The 13,438-nt window shown below is 70.6% G+C and carries 14 protein-coding genes; 6 read left to right on the top strand and 8 right to left on the bottom strand.

Annotated features, from left to right (window positions below; translation table 11 throughout):
• Positions 1 to 39: 39 nt before the first annotated feature.
• The 5 genes from ACFQO7_RS22665 to ACFQO7_RS22645 all read right to left on the bottom strand — a co-directional run bounded on the left by ACFQO7_RS22665 (position 40) and on the right by ACFQO7_RS22645 (position 4,395).
• Positions 40 to 432, bottom strand: a complete 393-nt coding sequence (locus ACFQO7_RS22665) for a hypothetical protein (protein ID WP_376808227.1) — start codon at positions 430 to 432, stop codon at positions 40 to 42.
• Between the two features lie 55 nt (positions 433 to 487).
• Positions 488 to 880 carry a (2Fe-2S) ferredoxin domain-containing protein gene (locus ACFQO7_RS22660; RefSeq protein WP_376808226.1) on the bottom strand — a complete coding sequence of 131 codons (393 nt, stop codon included), beginning with the start codon at positions 878 to 880 and terminating at the stop codon, positions 488 to 490.
• A gap of 76 nt (positions 881 to 956) precedes the next feature.
• The gene (locus tag ACFQO7_RS22655; RefSeq protein ID WP_376808225.1) at positions 957 to 3,218 is read right to left on the bottom strand and encodes a heavy metal translocating P-type ATPase; all 2,262 of its coding nucleotides are present in this window, start codon (positions 3,216 to 3,218) and stop codon (positions 957 to 959) included.
• Entirely contained in the window at positions 3,218 to 4,186 is a 969-nt protein-coding gene (locus tag ACFQO7_RS22650) for a hypothetical protein (RefSeq protein WP_376808224.1), read from the bottom strand. Before ACFQO7_RS22650 ends, ACFQO7_RS22655 begins: the two co-directional genes overlap by 1 nt.
• Positions 4,183 to 4,395 carry a heavy-metal-associated domain-containing protein gene (locus ACFQO7_RS22645; protein ID WP_376808223.1) on the bottom strand — a complete coding sequence of 71 codons (213 nt, stop codon included), beginning with the start codon at positions 4,393 to 4,395 and terminating at the stop codon, positions 4,183 to 4,185. Before ACFQO7_RS22645 ends, ACFQO7_RS22650 begins: the two co-directional genes overlap by 4 nt.
• Positions 4,396 to 4,699: 304 nt before the next feature.
• Here ACFQO7_RS22645 and ACFQO7_RS22640 point away from each other — a divergent pair, with 304 nt between their 5' ends.
• The gene (locus ACFQO7_RS22640) at positions 4,700 to 5,098 is read left to right on the top strand and encodes a DUF6153 family protein (RefSeq protein ID WP_376808222.1); all 399 of its coding nucleotides are present in this window, start codon (positions 4,700 to 4,702) and stop codon (positions 5,096 to 5,098) included.
• Positions 5,099 to 5,167: 69 nt separating this feature from the next.
• Positions 5,168 to 5,782 carry a DUF305 domain-containing protein gene (locus ACFQO7_RS22635; protein WP_376808221.1) on the top strand — a complete coding sequence of 205 codons (615 nt, stop codon included), beginning with the start codon at positions 5,168 to 5,170 and terminating at the stop codon, positions 5,780 to 5,782.
• A gap of 60 nt (positions 5,783 to 5,842) precedes the next feature.
• On the opposite strand, the gene ACFQO7_RS22630 is transcribed toward ACFQO7_RS22635, so the two are convergent.
• A complete protein-coding gene (locus ACFQO7_RS22630; protein ID WP_376808220.1) occupies positions 5,843 to 6,166 on the bottom strand; it encodes a metal-sensitive transcriptional regulator in 324 nt (107 codons plus the stop codon).
• Positions 6,167 to 6,258: 92 nt separating this feature from the next.
• On the opposite strand from ACFQO7_RS22630, the gene ACFQO7_RS22625 reads away from it, so the two are divergent.
• From ACFQO7_RS22625 to ACFQO7_RS22615, 3 genes are all read left to right on the top strand, one after another.
• Positions 6,259 to 6,504 carry a cation transporter gene (locus ACFQO7_RS22625; RefSeq protein WP_376808219.1) on the top strand — a complete coding sequence of 82 codons (246 nt, stop codon included), beginning with the start codon at positions 6,259 to 6,261 and terminating at the stop codon, positions 6,502 to 6,504.
• Between the two features lie 46 nt (positions 6,505 to 6,550).
• On the top strand, positions 6,551 to 7,999 hold the full coding sequence (locus tag ACFQO7_RS22620) for an MFS transporter (RefSeq protein WP_376808218.1): 1,449 nt from the start codon (positions 6,551 to 6,553) through the stop codon (positions 7,997 to 7,999).
• A 168-nt stretch (positions 8,000 to 8,167) separates the two neighbouring features.
• Positions 8,168 to 10,681 carry a heavy metal translocating P-type ATPase gene (locus ACFQO7_RS22615; protein ID WP_376808217.1) on the top strand — a complete coding sequence of 838 codons (2,514 nt, stop codon included), beginning with the start codon at positions 8,168 to 8,170 and terminating at the stop codon, positions 10,679 to 10,681.
• Positions 10,682 to 10,919: 238 nt separating this feature from the next.
• Here the strand turns inward: ACFQO7_RS22615 and ACFQO7_RS22610 are convergent, their stop codons facing one another.
• Positions 10,920 to 11,462: a TetR/AcrR family transcriptional regulator gene (locus tag ACFQO7_RS22610; protein ID WP_376808216.1), complete on the bottom strand. Its 543-nt coding sequence runs from the start codon at positions 11,460 to 11,462 to the stop codon at positions 10,920 to 10,922.
• A gap of 138 nt (positions 11,463 to 11,600) precedes the next feature.
• On the opposite strand from ACFQO7_RS22610, the gene ACFQO7_RS22605 reads away from it, so the two are divergent.
• Positions 11,601 to 12,071 (top strand): hypothetical protein, encoded by a 471-nt coding sequence (locus ACFQO7_RS22605; RefSeq protein ID WP_376808215.1) that lies wholly within the window; start codon positions 11,601 to 11,603, stop codon positions 12,069 to 12,071.
• Positions 12,072 to 12,237: 166 nt separating this feature from the next.
• Here the strand turns inward: ACFQO7_RS22605 and ACFQO7_RS22600 are convergent, their stop codons facing one another.
• The gene (locus ACFQO7_RS22600; protein WP_376808214.1) at positions 12,238 to 13,203 is read right to left on the bottom strand and encodes a C40 family peptidase; all 966 of its coding nucleotides are present in this window, start codon (positions 13,201 to 13,203) and stop codon (positions 12,238 to 12,240) included.
• Between the last annotated feature and the right edge of the window lie 235 nt (positions 13,204 to 13,438).

The following is a 13,438-nucleotide window of genomic DNA, read 5'->3' as shown; positions in this document are numbered from 1 at the left end:
CAACATCCACATAAGTGGATGCATCGGGGCGGGTTACTCCTACGTGCGCAGGACGCACAACTGGGCGAGGGTCGCCGCACGCGGCAGCGGCCCGACAGGGCGCACCAGCACCTGGCCTGCCCGGCGCAGCAACGTCAGCAGCCGAGACGGTTCGGCCAGCAGCATCAGCGCTGCGGCGATCGCAGCCAGCACGCTCATACACGCCGCGGCCAGGCTGCCGTCTCCGTCATCGTCGGTGGGCTGATCACCGTGCCCGGATACGGCCGCGTGCCCGCCGTGGCCGGAGTCGGCTGCCATCGCCGCCGGGATCAGCAGCGGGGCCATGTCGTCGGTGCACTGCCACGACTGCCACAGCCCCAGCCCCGCCAGCAGCAGCGCGACGAGCACGACACGCAGCGGCATCGCCGCTCGTCGGGTCGCGCTGTGCCGCATGGGCACAGGATACGGGGTGCGCCCGGCCGCAGTCTGCCGCTGCACCGCGGTGTGGTCAGCGCGCATCGGCCGGCTCGGCCGCGGCAATGCGCCGGCCCGGCGGCTGCACGTGCGCGACCAGCTCCTTCGGCGGGTCGGCGAGTCCGGGGCCACCTGCGGCGATCCAGTCAGCGACGGCCTGTGTCAGCGTCGCGTCGAGGATGCGCCCGAGCCAGGTGACCCGCCCGCCCGCGGCCCGGCCTGCCGCGCTGGGCAGCACCACGAGCGTGTTGCTGCGCTCGCAGTTGCCCAGGCAGCCGGTGACCATCAGGTCGATGCCCGCAGCGGCGCGCAGCTGGTCGGCCTGCAGCCGGTGATCGGTGTCGGGGTGTTTATCTGGGGTGCCGCAGCAGCAGCCGCGGCACAACACGACCCGGCAGGTGCCTGCAGTGGGAGCGGGGGAGGGCATATGAGGCGTGGCCTTCCGGGCGAGATGGTGCGCCGGGATGCCGCCCTCGTACGGGCGGCATCCCGGCGTTGTGCGGTCAGGGGCGGGCGGTGACGGTTTTGAAGCCGCGCAGCCGCAGGCTGTTGGACACGACGAACACCGACGACAGCGCCATCGCCGCACCGGCGATCATCGGGTTGAGCAGCCCCAGCGCCGCCAGCGGCAGGGCGGCGACGTTGTAGGCGAACGCCCAGAACAGGTTCGTCTTGATCGTCGCCAGGGTGCGCCGCGACAGCCGGATGGCGTCGACGGCGGCCATCAGGTCACCGCGTACCAGGGTCAGGTCGGCGGCCTCGATCGCGGCGTCGGTGCCGGTGCCCATCGCCAGGCCCAGGTCGGCCTGGGCCAGGGCGGCGGCGTCGTTGACGCCGTCGCCGACCATCGCCACGACCTTGCCCTGGGCCTGCAGCCGCTTGACGACCTCGACCTTGTCGGCGGGCATGACCTCGGCGACGACCTCGTCGATGCCGACCTCAGCCGCGATCGCCTTGGCGACGGTGGTGTTGTCACCGGTCAGCAGCACCGGCGTCAACCCCAGCGCCCGCAGCCCGGCCACCGCGGCGGCGCTGGTCGGCTTGACGACGTCGGCGACGGCGAACACGGCCCGTGCGGCGCCGTCCCAGCCGGCCAGCACCGCCGTGCGTCCGCCGCGTTCGGCGAGCTGCCGCGCGCCGTCCAGCTCGGCCGGCACGGTCAGCCCGTGCTCGGCCAGCAGCGCAGCCCGGCCCACGACCACATCCGTGCCCTCGACCGTGCCGGTGACACCCAGACCCTGGGTGTTGGCGAAGCCGGACACCGGCGGCAGGTCCCCGGCTTCGGCCGCCGCCGCGGCGATGGCCTGGGCGATCGGGTGCTCGGAGGCGGCCTCGGCCGCGCCGGCCAGCCACAGCGCGGTGGCGCGGTCGGTGCCGTCGGCGGTGACGACGTCGACCAGGGTCATCCGGCCGGTGGTGACGGTGCCGGTCTTGTCGAGCACGACGGTGTCGACGCGGCGGGTGGACTCGAGGACCTCGGGCCCCTTGATGAGGATGCCCAGCTGCGCGCCGCGGCCGGTGCCGACCAGCAGCGCCGTCGGCGTGGCCAGCCCCAGCGCGCACGGGCACGCGATGATCAGCACGGCGACCGCGGCGGTGAACGCCGCCGCGACACCGTTGCCGGTGCCCAGCCAGTACGCGAGCGTCGCGACCGCCAGAGCGATGACGATCGGGACGAACACCGCCGAGATCCGGTCAGCCAGACGCTGCACGGCCGCTTTGCCGGTCTGGGCCTGCTCGACCAGCCGCGCCATCTGTGCCAGCTGCGTGTCGGCGCCGACCCGGGTCGCCTGCACGATCAGCCGCCCGCCGACGTTGACGGTCGCGCCGACCACCGCGTCACCGGGACCGACCTCGACCGGCACCGACTCACCGGTCAGCATCGAGGCATCCACCGCCGAACTGCCGTCGGCGACGACGCCGTCGGTGGCGATCTTCTCTCCGGGCCGGACCACGAAACTGTCCCCGACAGCCAGCTGCGCCACCGGGATGCGCTGCTCGCGGCCGTCGCGCAGGACGGTGACATCCTTGGCGCCCAGTTCCAGCAGCGCCCGCAGCGCCGCGCCGGCGCGGCGCTTGGACCGGCCCTCGAAGAACCGGCCGGCGAGGATGAACACCGTGACCGCGGCGGCGACTTCCAGGTAGATGTTGCCGGAGCCGTCGCTGCGGGAGATCGACAGGCTGAACGGGTGCGTCATGCCGGGCGTGCCGGCGGTGCCGAAGAACAGCGCCCACAGCGACCACCCGAACGCCGCCAGGGTCCCCACGGAGATCAGGGTGTCCATGGTCGCGGCGCCGTGGCGCAGGTTGACCCACGCGGCGCGGTGGAACGGCGCGCCGCCGTAGACCACGACCGGTGCCGCCAGGGTCAGCGACAGCCACTGCCAGTTCGTGAACTGCCACGCCGGGACCATTGCCAGGACCACGACCGGCACCGCCAGGACCAGCGAGGTCCACAGCCGTCGGCGCAGCCCGGCGAGCTCGTCGGCCGGCTCGGCCAGCTCGTCGGATTCAGCTTGCGGGGGTGCCGGTACGGCGGCGGTGTAGCCGGTTGCCTGGACCGTGGCGATCAGGTCATCGGTGCTCACCGTGTCGGGGAACGTCACCGACGCCTTCTCGGTGGCGTAGTTGACCGTGGCGGTCACACCGTCCATGCGGTTGAGCTTCTTCTCGATCCGCGCGGCGCAGGAGGCGCAGGTCATGCCGCCGATGGCGAGCTCGATCTGCTGGGTGGCGTAGGTGAGCGGCTTGCTGTCGGTGCTCATCAGTGCCCTCCTTCGTGTCCGTGCGACGGGCTGGGCGCCGGTGCGCTGGGCGCGGGCGCCGGTGAAGCAGGTGCGGCGGCCTGCCCGGCCACCGCGGTGAACGCGGCGGTGCGGACGACGCCGGCGTGCTGGAAGTCCAGGAACAGCCGGTACGCCCCGGCCGAGGGGACCTCGGCGTAGAAGACGATCTGCGGTCCGGGCGCGGTGCGGCCGTCGTCGGGGCTGCCGTCGGGGTGTACGTGCAGGTAGGCCAGGTCGCCGTCGCGCAGCGCGACCAGGTGCCCGTAGGCGGCCAGGTACGGCTGCAGGTCGGTGACCGGTACGCCGTCCTTGGCGACGGTCAGCGTCAGCTTTGACGAGGTGCCGGGAACCAGGTCGCCGTCGAGGGTGACGGTGTAGCCGTCGACGGTGGCCGTGGGTGCGGTCGCGGGCAGCGGCTGTGGCTGGTAGTCACCTGCGGCGGGCAGGTCCACGCCGAGGGTTAGCGGCCGGTCGCGGCCGGTGGGCTGGAAGTCGGCGAACAGCCGGTACTGCCCGGCGGCCGGTGCCTTCAGGTCGATCTGCCACACGCCGTCGGGACCCAGCGTGGGGTGCACATGTTGGAAACCGGTCAGGTCCCGGCGCACGGCGATCAGGTGCAGGTCCTTGTCGTGGGTGGGCGTATAGCCGGTGACCGGGTTGCCGTCCGGGCCCAGGACCGCAAACCGCACTGCGGTGGCCGACTGGGTGGACAGGGCGGCGGTCAGCAGCTGCAGCCGGTAGCCGTCCTGTGCCGTCTGCAGCCCGCCGGGCACCTCGGCCGCCTGCGGGGCGGCAGGTGTGGCGGTGTGGCCGCCGTGCGCGGGGCTGGTCGATGGGGGGTTGTCGGCGGCGGAGCCGGGGCCGGCCAGGTGGCCGGCCCCGAGCGACGCTGCGAAGACCGCGGCCAGGCCGAGCCCGTAGAGGCTCAGCTTGAGCGGGGTGTTCATGACTGTGCTCCGATCAGTTCGTAGCCTGCCTCGTCGACCGCGGCGGCGACCGCGGACTGCTGCAGCGGCTCGGTGCTGGTCACGGTGACCGCACCGGTCGCCAGGTCGACCTGCACACCGGTCACGCCGTCGATCTTGCCGACTTCGGCGCTGACCGAGTTCACGCAGTGCCCGCAGGTCATGCCCTTCACGGTGTAGACGGTCTCCATCACAACTCCCTCCTCAGGATACCCCCACGGGGTATCACTCCACGGACCGTAGCATACCCCCCGGGGGTGTGACTAGCGGCCGGTGATGAGCGTCGTCACACCAGACGCTTCTTCCCCGCAGGCCACACCGTCAACTGCCCTAAGCGCCGAGCCGCCGCCGGCCCGTGACAGGTGACGCCATGTTCGAAGCTCCTGCTCGCCCGCTGAAGATACCCCCCGCCCGTATCACGGCGGCGGCGCGTGGCACGCTGGCCGCAGACGCGATCGCCCGCTGCGCGGGCGAGAGCATGGCTACGGTGGAAAGGTGACCGACGTGCACAGGGTGACGCTGCGAGCACTGCTGATGGCAGTGCTGTTCGGCCTCACCGTCATGCACACCTTCGGCCACGCGGCCCACGCAGGCCCTCACCACCCCGACGCGGCAGGCGCCTACACCCATGCCGCGCCCGTAGCGGTCCCCGCATTCCAGCAGGACGACTGCCACGGCTGCGGCGACCACCAGCCATGGCAGGCATTCAGCGTCTGCATGGCCGTGCTGTCGGCACTGGTCCTGCTCGCGATCGCCCTGTTCTGGCTGCGCCGCGCGGCCGGCCGCGTCCATCCGCCACGGCCGGCCGCAGCGGCGTTCCACTGCTCACGCGGCCCGCCCACGGTGGATCCACTGCGCATACGCCTAGCCCGACTGTCGGTGTCGCGGACGTGAGACGACCCGGCGGCCCACCCGCGGCCGCACGGAAACCTCACGTCAGGCACCCCGATGGAAGGCACACCCATGAACGCGAAGAACACCGTCCGGCGGCTGCTGCTGACCGGCTCCCTCACCGCTGCCCTGTTCGCGGCAGGCTGCTCGGCCGCCGGCGAGCACGGCGGCAACACCGGCCACGCCGGCACGCCTGCGCCGTCGATCTCGGCCGGGGCGGCCCACAACGCCGCCGACGTCACGTTCGCCCAGGCCATGATCCCGCACCACCAGCAGGCGGTGCGCATGTCCGAACTCGCCGCCACGCGAGCAGCCGACCCGCAGGTCGCCCAGCTCGCCACGCAGATCAAGACCGCGCAGGGACCCGAGATCGAGACCATGCAGAACTGGCTCAAGGCATGGGGTCAGCCGAGCGCCATGCCGGGCCACGACATGGGCAACATGCAGTCGATGCCCGGCATGATGACCGACGAGCAGATGGCCGCGCTGGAAGGCATGTCGGGCGCGGCGTTCGACCGTGAGTTCGTCCGCATGATGATCGCCCACCACCAGGGCGCGATCACGATGGCCAAGACCGAGCAGGCCGACGGCTCAGACCCCGCGGCCAAGGAGCTCGCGGCGAAGATCGAGAAGGATCAGACCGCCGAGATCGCCACGCTGCAGCAGATCCTCGACCGGCTGAAGTAGCGGCACGCGGCGGGTGCAGGGACCAGCCCTGCACCCGCCGTCCACGACGCGGTGACCCGTTCAGCCGCGCTTCATCAACCGCCCGACCGCGGCCATCATCTCGGTGGCCATCTCCTCGGAGCGGCCCTGCTCGGCGCCTTCGTGCATGCAGTGGCGGGCGTGACCGTCCAGCAGGCCGAGGCCGACCTTGTCCAGCGCGGCCTGGATCGCCGAGATCTGGGTGAGCACGTCGATGCAGTAGCGGTCGTCTTCGACCATCTTCTCGATGCCGCGCACCTGGCCCTCGATGCGGCGGATGCGGGTGAGCAGCTGGTCCTTGGTCGCGGTGTAGCCGCGGGCCGGGGCGGCTGTCGCGGGCGTCGGGGCGTGGGCGTGCGTCGTCATGACACCACTATAGCGAAACCCCCGGGGGGTATGCTACGTTGCCGAAGACGCCATACCCCCACCGGGTATGGGTATATGAGAGGGGTTCTGTCATGGGCTGCTGCGACAACGGCACCTGTTCGACCACCGCCGTCGCGGCCATCGGCCGCGCCTACACCGTGTCCGGGATGACCTGCGGCTCGTGCGCCGCCCGCGTCACCGCCGCAGCGCGGGCCGTGCCGGGCGTCACCGACGCCACCGTCGACCTTTCCACCGCCACCCTCACCGTCGCCGGCACCGCCACCCAGGCCGACATCGCCGCCGCCGTGGCCGCCGCCGGATACACCGCACACCCCTAGAACCAGCCGGCCCACCCGGCCGGAACCCTGAAGGGACCTCGAAGTCATGTCAACGCAACCGCGGCGCTGGTGGGCCCTGGCGCTCATCGCCGCCGCACAGTTCATGGTCATCATGGACACGTCGATCATCGGCGTCGCCCTGCCCCACATCCAGACACAGCTCGGCTTCACCCAGCAGAACCTGTCCTGGGTGTTCAACGCCTACGTCATCGCCTTCGGCGGACTGCTGCTGCTCGGCGGACGCCTGTCCGACCTGTTCGGCGCCCGGCGCATGTTCATCACCGGCTGGATCATCCTGCTGGCCGGATCCGCCCTGGCCGGAGCCGCAGGCAACGTCGCCACCGAACTGAGCGCCCGCGCCGTGCAAGGCGCAGGCGCCGCCCTGATCGCCCCCTCGTCGCTGACCCTGCTGATGATGCTGTTCGGCGCCAACCCCCGCGAACTCACCCGGGCCCTGGCCCTGTACGGAGCGGCCGCTCCCGCAGGCGGCACCGCCGGAGTGTTTCTCGGCGGCCTGATCACCCAGTACCTGTCCTGGCCGTGGATCTTCTACCTCAACATCCCCGTCGCCATCGTCGCGGTCATCGCCGCACCGGCCCTGATGCCCGCAGGAACACGCGCCCGCGGCAGCATCGACTGGGCCGGCGCACTCACCGTGACCGCCGGACTGGCCGCACTCGTGTACGGCATCATCGCCGCCCCCGAACGGGGCTGGACCTCGCACTACACCTGGGCCGTACTCGGCGCCGCGATCGCCCTGCTGGCCACATTCGTGATCATCCAGGGTGTGCGGCGGGCGCCACTGCTGCGACTGTCGCTGCTGCGCTCACCCAACCTCGCCTCCGCCAACCTCGCCCAGGCGCTGCTGGGCGCGGCATGGATCCCCATGTGGTTCTTCCTCAACCTCTACCTGCAGCAGGTCCTCGGCTACAGCGCCCTGCCCGCAGGCGCAGCGCTGCTGCCGATGACGGTGCTCATCATGGCCGCGATGATCACCGTCGCGCCACGGGCCATCGCCCGGTTCGGGCCGAAGGCGACCACGGTCACCGGCCTGGCGATCCTGGCCGCAGGCATCGGCTGGCTGGCGCTGGTACGCCCCGACGGCAGCTTCACCGCCGACGTGCTAGCCGCGTCGCTGCTAGCCGCAGTGGGTATGGCGCTGGCGTTCATCCCGTCACTGGGCACCGCGATCTCCGCCGCACCGCCCGCCGACGGGGGCCTGGCCTCCGGGCTGGTCAACACCAGCTACCAGGTCGGCTCGGCACTCGGCCTGGCCGCGATGACCGCCCTGGCCGCCTCCCACGGCGCCACGGCGCTCGGCGACCCCCAGGCGCTGACCGGCGGATTCTCGGCTGCGTTCACCGGCGCCGCCGTCATCGCAGCCGCAGCCGCGGTCCTGGCCGCGCTGACGCTGCGCACACCACCGTCCACCCCGGCCCCGGCCGGGCAGGCGGCCGCCGAACGGCGGACCGGCGACGCCCACGTACGAGCCTGACCAACCGCGCGGGCAGCTGCCGACACGGCAGCTGCCCGCCGCCACCGACCAGATCCTCACCGGCACCACCGGCAGCGCTCTCGAATAATGATCAAATCCCGCGCCTGACTTACCCCCACGGGGTATGGTCGGAAGTGGATCTAGAAAAGACGGGACTGGGGAACCGCGATGAAACACCAAGACACCGGCCACGACGGACGCCACGACAGCGGACACCGAAGCCATGTCGCCGAGGTCGCATTGGACTTCTGCTTCTGCGCCACCGAACTGGCTGCGCTCGAACGATTCCTGACTGCGCAGCCGGCCATCACCTCCGCAGTCGCCGACCGGACCCGCTCGGTCCTGCACATCGCCTACGACCCGGCCGGCACCGACACCGCAGGCATCCAGGCTTTGCTACGCGGGCACGGCTACGGCTGCGACTGCGCCGACTGCCCCGCCTCGTGCTGCCAGCCAGGACACCCGGCCGCCGGCCACACCGACGAACCCGACGCCCACGCCCACCACCCCAGCCACACCGCCGCCAGCCCACCCGCCGGCAACCCGGTCCACGCCCACGCCGAACACCACCAGCACTCCGGCACAGCCACGATGGACCACCCGCACGCCGCCGAGCCGGGCCACCCAGGCGAGCACACCGAACACGGCGGCCACGACGAACACGCCGGTCACGGCGCCGACATGGTCGCCTCGATGCTGCGCCGCTTCGTCATCAGCGCGATCCTCACCATCCCGATCGTGTTGTTCTCCCCGATCGGCGAAGTGTTCGGGTTCCCGTCGCAGCCGCCGTTCGGCCTGTCCATGGGCTGGTTCGGACTGATCCTGGCCACCCCCGTCGTGTGGTGGGGCGGCTGGCCGTTCATCTCCTCCGCGACTCGCTCACTGCGCCACGGCGAGGTCACCATGATGACCCTTATCGCCGTCGGCATCCTCGTGGCCTACCTGTACTCCGTCGCCTCGACCCTGCTCGGCGGCCACGAGGTGTTCTTCGAAGCCGCCGCGATGCTGACCACGCTGAGCCTGCTCGGCCACTGGCTGGAGATGCGCTCACGCTTCGCGACCGGCCGCGCCGTGGAGGCACTGCTGCAACTCGCCCCGCCGACCGCCATCGTGCGCCGCGACGGCCAGGACGCCGAGGTCCCCCTCGATCAGGTCGTCACCGGTGACGTGATCGTCGTCAAGCCAGGCGCGAAGGTCCCCGTCGACGGCACCGTCGCCGACGGCGAGTCCTACGTCGACGAATCCATGATCACCGGCGAGCCGGTGCCGGTCGTCAAACGGCCCGGCGACGCGGTGGTCGGCGGCACCATCAACACCACCGGTGCTTTCACGTTCACCGCCACTGCGGTAGGCGCTGACACTGCCCTGGCGCGCATCGTGCAGATGGTCCGCAACGCCCAGGCGTCCAAAGCACCCGCGCAGCGCCTGGCCGACACCGCAGGCAAGTACCTGGTCTACGTTGCGCTGGCCGCGGGCGCGCTGACGTTCGCCGCGTGGATGCTGTGGGGCGCGCACGGAGTCGGGTTCGCGCTGACCGCAGCGGTGTCGGCGATCGTCATCGCCTGCCCCGACGCCCTTGCCCTGGCCACACCCACCGCCATCACCGTCGGTGTCGGGCAGGGCGCCCGCGGCGGGGTGCTGTTCAAAAACGCGACCGCCCTGGAAACGACCGCGGGCATCGACACCGTCGTGTTCGACAAGACCGGCACCCTGACCGCAGGCAAACCCACCGTCACCGACCTGATCCCCGCCGACGGCGTCAGCGGCGAGGAACTGCTGCGGCTGGCCGCCGGCGCCGACCAGCCCTCCCAGCACCCCCTCGCCACGGCGATCGTCGACGCCGCCCGCCAGGGCGGTATCACCGTCAACCCGCCCGCGGCCTTCGACTCGATCCCCGGCCACGGAGTGCAGGCCACCGTCGACGACCGCACGGTGCTCATCGGCAACGCCCGGCTCATGCAGCGCGACAACATCGACATCGCCACGCTGACCGGCAAAGCCGCGGCGCTTGCAGCCGACGGCAAGACGGCCATGTACGTCGCCGTCGACGGACGACCGCTGGGTGTCGTCGCGGTCGCCGACCCGATCCGCGACTCCGCCAAAGCCGCGATCAGCGCGCTGCACAGCGCAGGCGTGCGCACCGTGATGCTGACCGGAGACCAGCGCTCCACCGCCGAGGCGGTCGCCCGGCAGCTGGGCATCGACACCGTCATCGCCGAGGTCCTGCCCGCAGACAAAGCAGGCAACATCGCCAAGCTGCAGCAGGCCGGCGCGAAGGTCGCGATGGTCGGCGACGGCGTCAACGACGCACCTGCCCTGGCCCAGGCCGACATCGGCATCGCGATCGGGGCGGGCACCGACGTCGCGGTGGAGACGGCCGACCTGGTGCTGATCCGCGACAACCCTGCCGACGTCGCGTTCGCCCTGCGGATCGCCCGCGCGGTCCGCACCAAGATCAAGCAGAATCTGTTCTGGGCCGCGATCTACAACGTGCTGGCCATCCCGGTCGCCGCGGGCGTGTTCTACACGAGCCTGGGCATCCTGCTGCAACCGCAGTGGGCGGCGCTGCTGATGAGCGCCTCCACCATCATCGTCACCTTCAACGCCCTGCTGCTACGTCGGCACACTCCGCCTGCGCCGCAGCCGGCTCGCACGCCTGTCACCGCGAAGGCTGCCAGCTGAATCGGGCCGGTCGGCCGCGCGCACGGCGAGCGCGGCTGTGGTGAGGCGGGCTGGCAGTGGACGCCGCTGCCAGCCCGCCTGCGCACTGCAGCCAGCGTGCGGCGCACCTCGGCATGCGCTTGACTGTCGATGCGGCTCTTACCTGCCCGTCGGCGGCGACCCGACCGACGGGCATCGAAGTAACGGCAGGTCCGGGGCGTGCCACCGCTCCGAGCGGGGCGAAGGCGACGTCGATTTGTCAGGGCTGCGCAGCGGCGAGAATCAGCCCGCGGGCCTTCTGGTCCAGTTCCGCCGGGGGCATCGGTTCTGCGCTGTGCAGCCACCACTGCACGATCGCCATGTAGGCGCCCGCGGCGTACTTCACGAAGCCATCCGGCGGCAGTGGAAGATTCGTCAAGCCCGCCTTCGCCAGATCGTGCCGGATCGCCTCCTCGAGCAGGGCCACGATGCGCTGCGCGACGAAGGTGTGCCTGGCCGAGCTGAACAGCGCCTGACCCAGGACGCGATGCTGCTGGACGTGGTGCAGCAACGGCAGGCTGAAACCCAACGGCGGTACGCCCCGGCTGGTCAAGACGGCCCGCAGCTCGCCAAGCGCGGCGTCGAGCAGTGCTTCCTTGCCGACGTAGTGGCTATAAAAGGTCGAGCGGCCGACGTCGGCGCGGTCGATCACGTCCTGAACGGTGATCTGGTCGTAGGGCTTCTCGCTCATGAGGCTCAGCAGTGCTTCTTGCAGCGCTTTCTGGGAGCGTCGAACGCGCCGGTCTGACGTTGTGGCCACCATCACGGTCCTTTGCTGGACGAAGCATCTGCCGGGTGTGCGCAACGGGACAGTGCCGGGGCATCTGTGCCTGGTGCCGCCATCCTAGCGAACGTAGCGTTCGTTTCCGGACATCATGTTCGGAAAATGAAGGGACGCTTCGTGACTCGAGTGCTTCGCCGCTCCCTGGTCGCCGTCACCGTTGCCATGGTCGCGACCGGTGTTCATCACGTGTTCCGGCTGGGCACAGCGGTGCTGCCGGCAGCGATCGGGCTGTCGCTGGTGCCGCTGGTGCTGGTGGCCCTCTACCGCTGGCGGACCAGCTGGTGGCTGTTGGCGGCTTACCTGCTGTACAACGTGCTCGTCGTGTGGTGGTTCGGCGTGGTCGACGGGTTCCTCGACCACGTCCTCAAGGCGGCAGGTCTGTCGAACCTGACCTTCCTGCCGGGAAGCGACCAGGATGTGGTGCCCACCGTCTACCGGCTGTGGTCGCCGCAAGCCACTTCGGTCTTCTACGAGGGCACCGGCGTGCTGACGGCAGCCGCCAGCGCATTCGCTGCGTACTACGCATGGCGGCTCACGTCGCAGCTGCTCCGACAGCGGCGTGCCAACCACCAGCAGACCCTGGGTTAGCGCGGACACCGGCGAAGGCGCTAAACGCTGAAGGCAGGCGGCAGGGCTGGAACGTCGAGAAGCCGAGCTGGGCGGTGCCGGGATGAATCCCCGGCACCGCCCAGCTCGGCTCGGTTGCCGACTGCGTGCGTGCTCGACGAACAGCGACGTGCAGCGCGGAGGCCGATCAGCTGGGACGCACGTACCCGGCCAGCGGCATGACATCGACGTATTGCATACGCACGACGTCGCCGGTGTGCGGCGCGTGGACCATGACCCTTCTGCCGTTGACCTTTCCGACGTACATGCCCATGTGGTGCAAGCCGTCGTTGGGGTAGAAGAAGACCAGATCACCGACGATGGGGGTGCTTACCCGCTTGCCCTCGGTCCACTGCGCCTTGGTGTAGTGGGTCAGTTCCACGCCGGCCTTCGCCCAGGCCCACTGGGTCAGTCCTGAGCAGTCGAAGGTGTTCGGGCCGTTGGACCCGAACACGTACGTCTTGCTGATCTGCCTGCACGCGGCCAGCGCAGCGGTGTTGCCCTTGGTGGACGTGTTGTCCTGGGTGCCGAGGGCCGGCACCGGGCACAGGTTGCCGATCTTCAACGAGCCGCCGGGGCCGCCGCTGCCGTATGCCTTGAGCCGCAGGGCCGCGAGGCGCTCCATGTCGGCCTCGATGGCCTTCTTCTTGGCCGCCATGTCGGCGTCCTTCTTCGCCTGGTCTTCGATGATCTGGTCGAGTTCGGCCTTCTGCTGGTCGAACTCGGCCTTGACTTCCGTGGTCTTGGCGATCTCCTGCTGCTTAGAGTGCGCCAGCTGCGTCAAGGTCGACAACTGTTGGGCGAATTGCGCAGGTGACCCCGTGGACAGCAGAGAGTTGATCTCCTGAGCGCGTCCGCCCTTGTAGTACTCGGAGGCGATGACGCCGACCCGGGCCCGGGTGGCCTCCACCGTCAGCCGCAGCGGAGCGAGCTTCGCATCGAGCGCGGCGGCCTTCTTCTTCAGCTTGTTGAGCTCCGAGTGGACCTTGTTGTACTCCTCGATGACCGGCTCGAGCTTGTTCCACGCGGTGGTGATCTGAGCTTCGATCTCCGCGGGAGTCGGCTCGGCGTGCGCCGGAGCCGCTGAGACCAGCCCGGCTGTCAACGCAGCCACCAAGATCAGGGCGTGCGCGAGGGGGCGGTTCGCGGGATGGAGGGGTGGCACCGGATCTCCTTTGCCGCCGACCGCGGCCGGAAGTTGGGGTGAGCCCGGCGGCGGTGACTGCTGCGGGGTCGCAGGGGGTGCAACCAGGCGTACGCGGCAGTTGGTCACCAACCCTAGGAAAGAAGGCGAGCCGGTTTCAACCTGAGGCCAGAACAACTTCGCTGAGCTGCTGCGATGTCACGCA

Source organism: Catellatospora aurea (assembly GCF_042663325.1).
In the GTDB taxonomy this organism is placed as follows: Bacteria; Actinomycetota; Actinomycetes; order Mycobacteriales; family Micromonosporaceae; genus Catellatospora; species Catellatospora aurea.
This window is presented reverse-complemented; position numbering and strand designations above follow the sequence as displayed.

Excerpts from the sequence above, each read along its gene's own strand:
- ACFQO7_RS22665 (WP_376808227.1), bottom strand. The coding sequence starts at position 432 with ATGCGGCACAGCGCGACCCGACGAGCGGCGATGCCGCTGCGTGTCGTG.
- ACFQO7_RS22660 (WP_376808226.1), bottom strand. The coding sequence starts at position 880 with ATGCCCTCCCCCGCTCCCACTGCAGGCACCTGCCGGGTCGTGTTGTGC.
- ACFQO7_RS22655 (WP_376808225.1), bottom strand. The coding sequence starts at position 3,218 with ATGAGCACCGACAGCAAGCCGCTCACCTACGCCACCCAGCAGATCGAG.
- ACFQO7_RS22650 (WP_376808224.1), bottom strand. The coding sequence starts at position 4,186 with ATGAACACCCCGCTCAAGCTGAGCCTCTACGGGCTCGGCCTGGCCGCG.
- ACFQO7_RS22645 (WP_376808223.1), bottom strand. The coding sequence starts at position 4,395 with ATGGAGACCGTCTACACCGTGAAGGGCATGACCTGCGGGCACTGCGTG.
- ACFQO7_RS22635 (WP_376808221.1), top strand. The coding sequence starts at position 5,168 with ATGAACGCGAAGAACACCGTCCGGCGGCTGCTGCTGACCGGCTCCCTC.
- ACFQO7_RS22630 (WP_376808220.1), bottom strand. The coding sequence starts at position 6,166 with ATGACGACGCACGCCCACGCCCCGACGCCCGCGACAGCCGCCCCGGCC.
- ACFQO7_RS22625 (WP_376808219.1), top strand. The coding sequence starts at position 6,259 with ATGGGCTGCTGCGACAACGGCACCTGTTCGACCACCGCCGTCGCGGCC.
- ACFQO7_RS22620 (WP_376808218.1), top strand. The coding sequence starts at position 6,551 with ATGTCAACGCAACCGCGGCGCTGGTGGGCCCTGGCGCTCATCGCCGCC.
- ACFQO7_RS22615 (WP_376808217.1), top strand. The coding sequence starts at position 8,168 with ATGAAACACCAAGACACCGGCCACGACGGACGCCACGACAGCGGACAC.
- ACFQO7_RS22610 (WP_376808216.1), bottom strand. The coding sequence starts at position 11,462 with ATGGTGGCCACAACGTCAGACCGGCGCGTTCGACGCTCCCAGAAAGCG.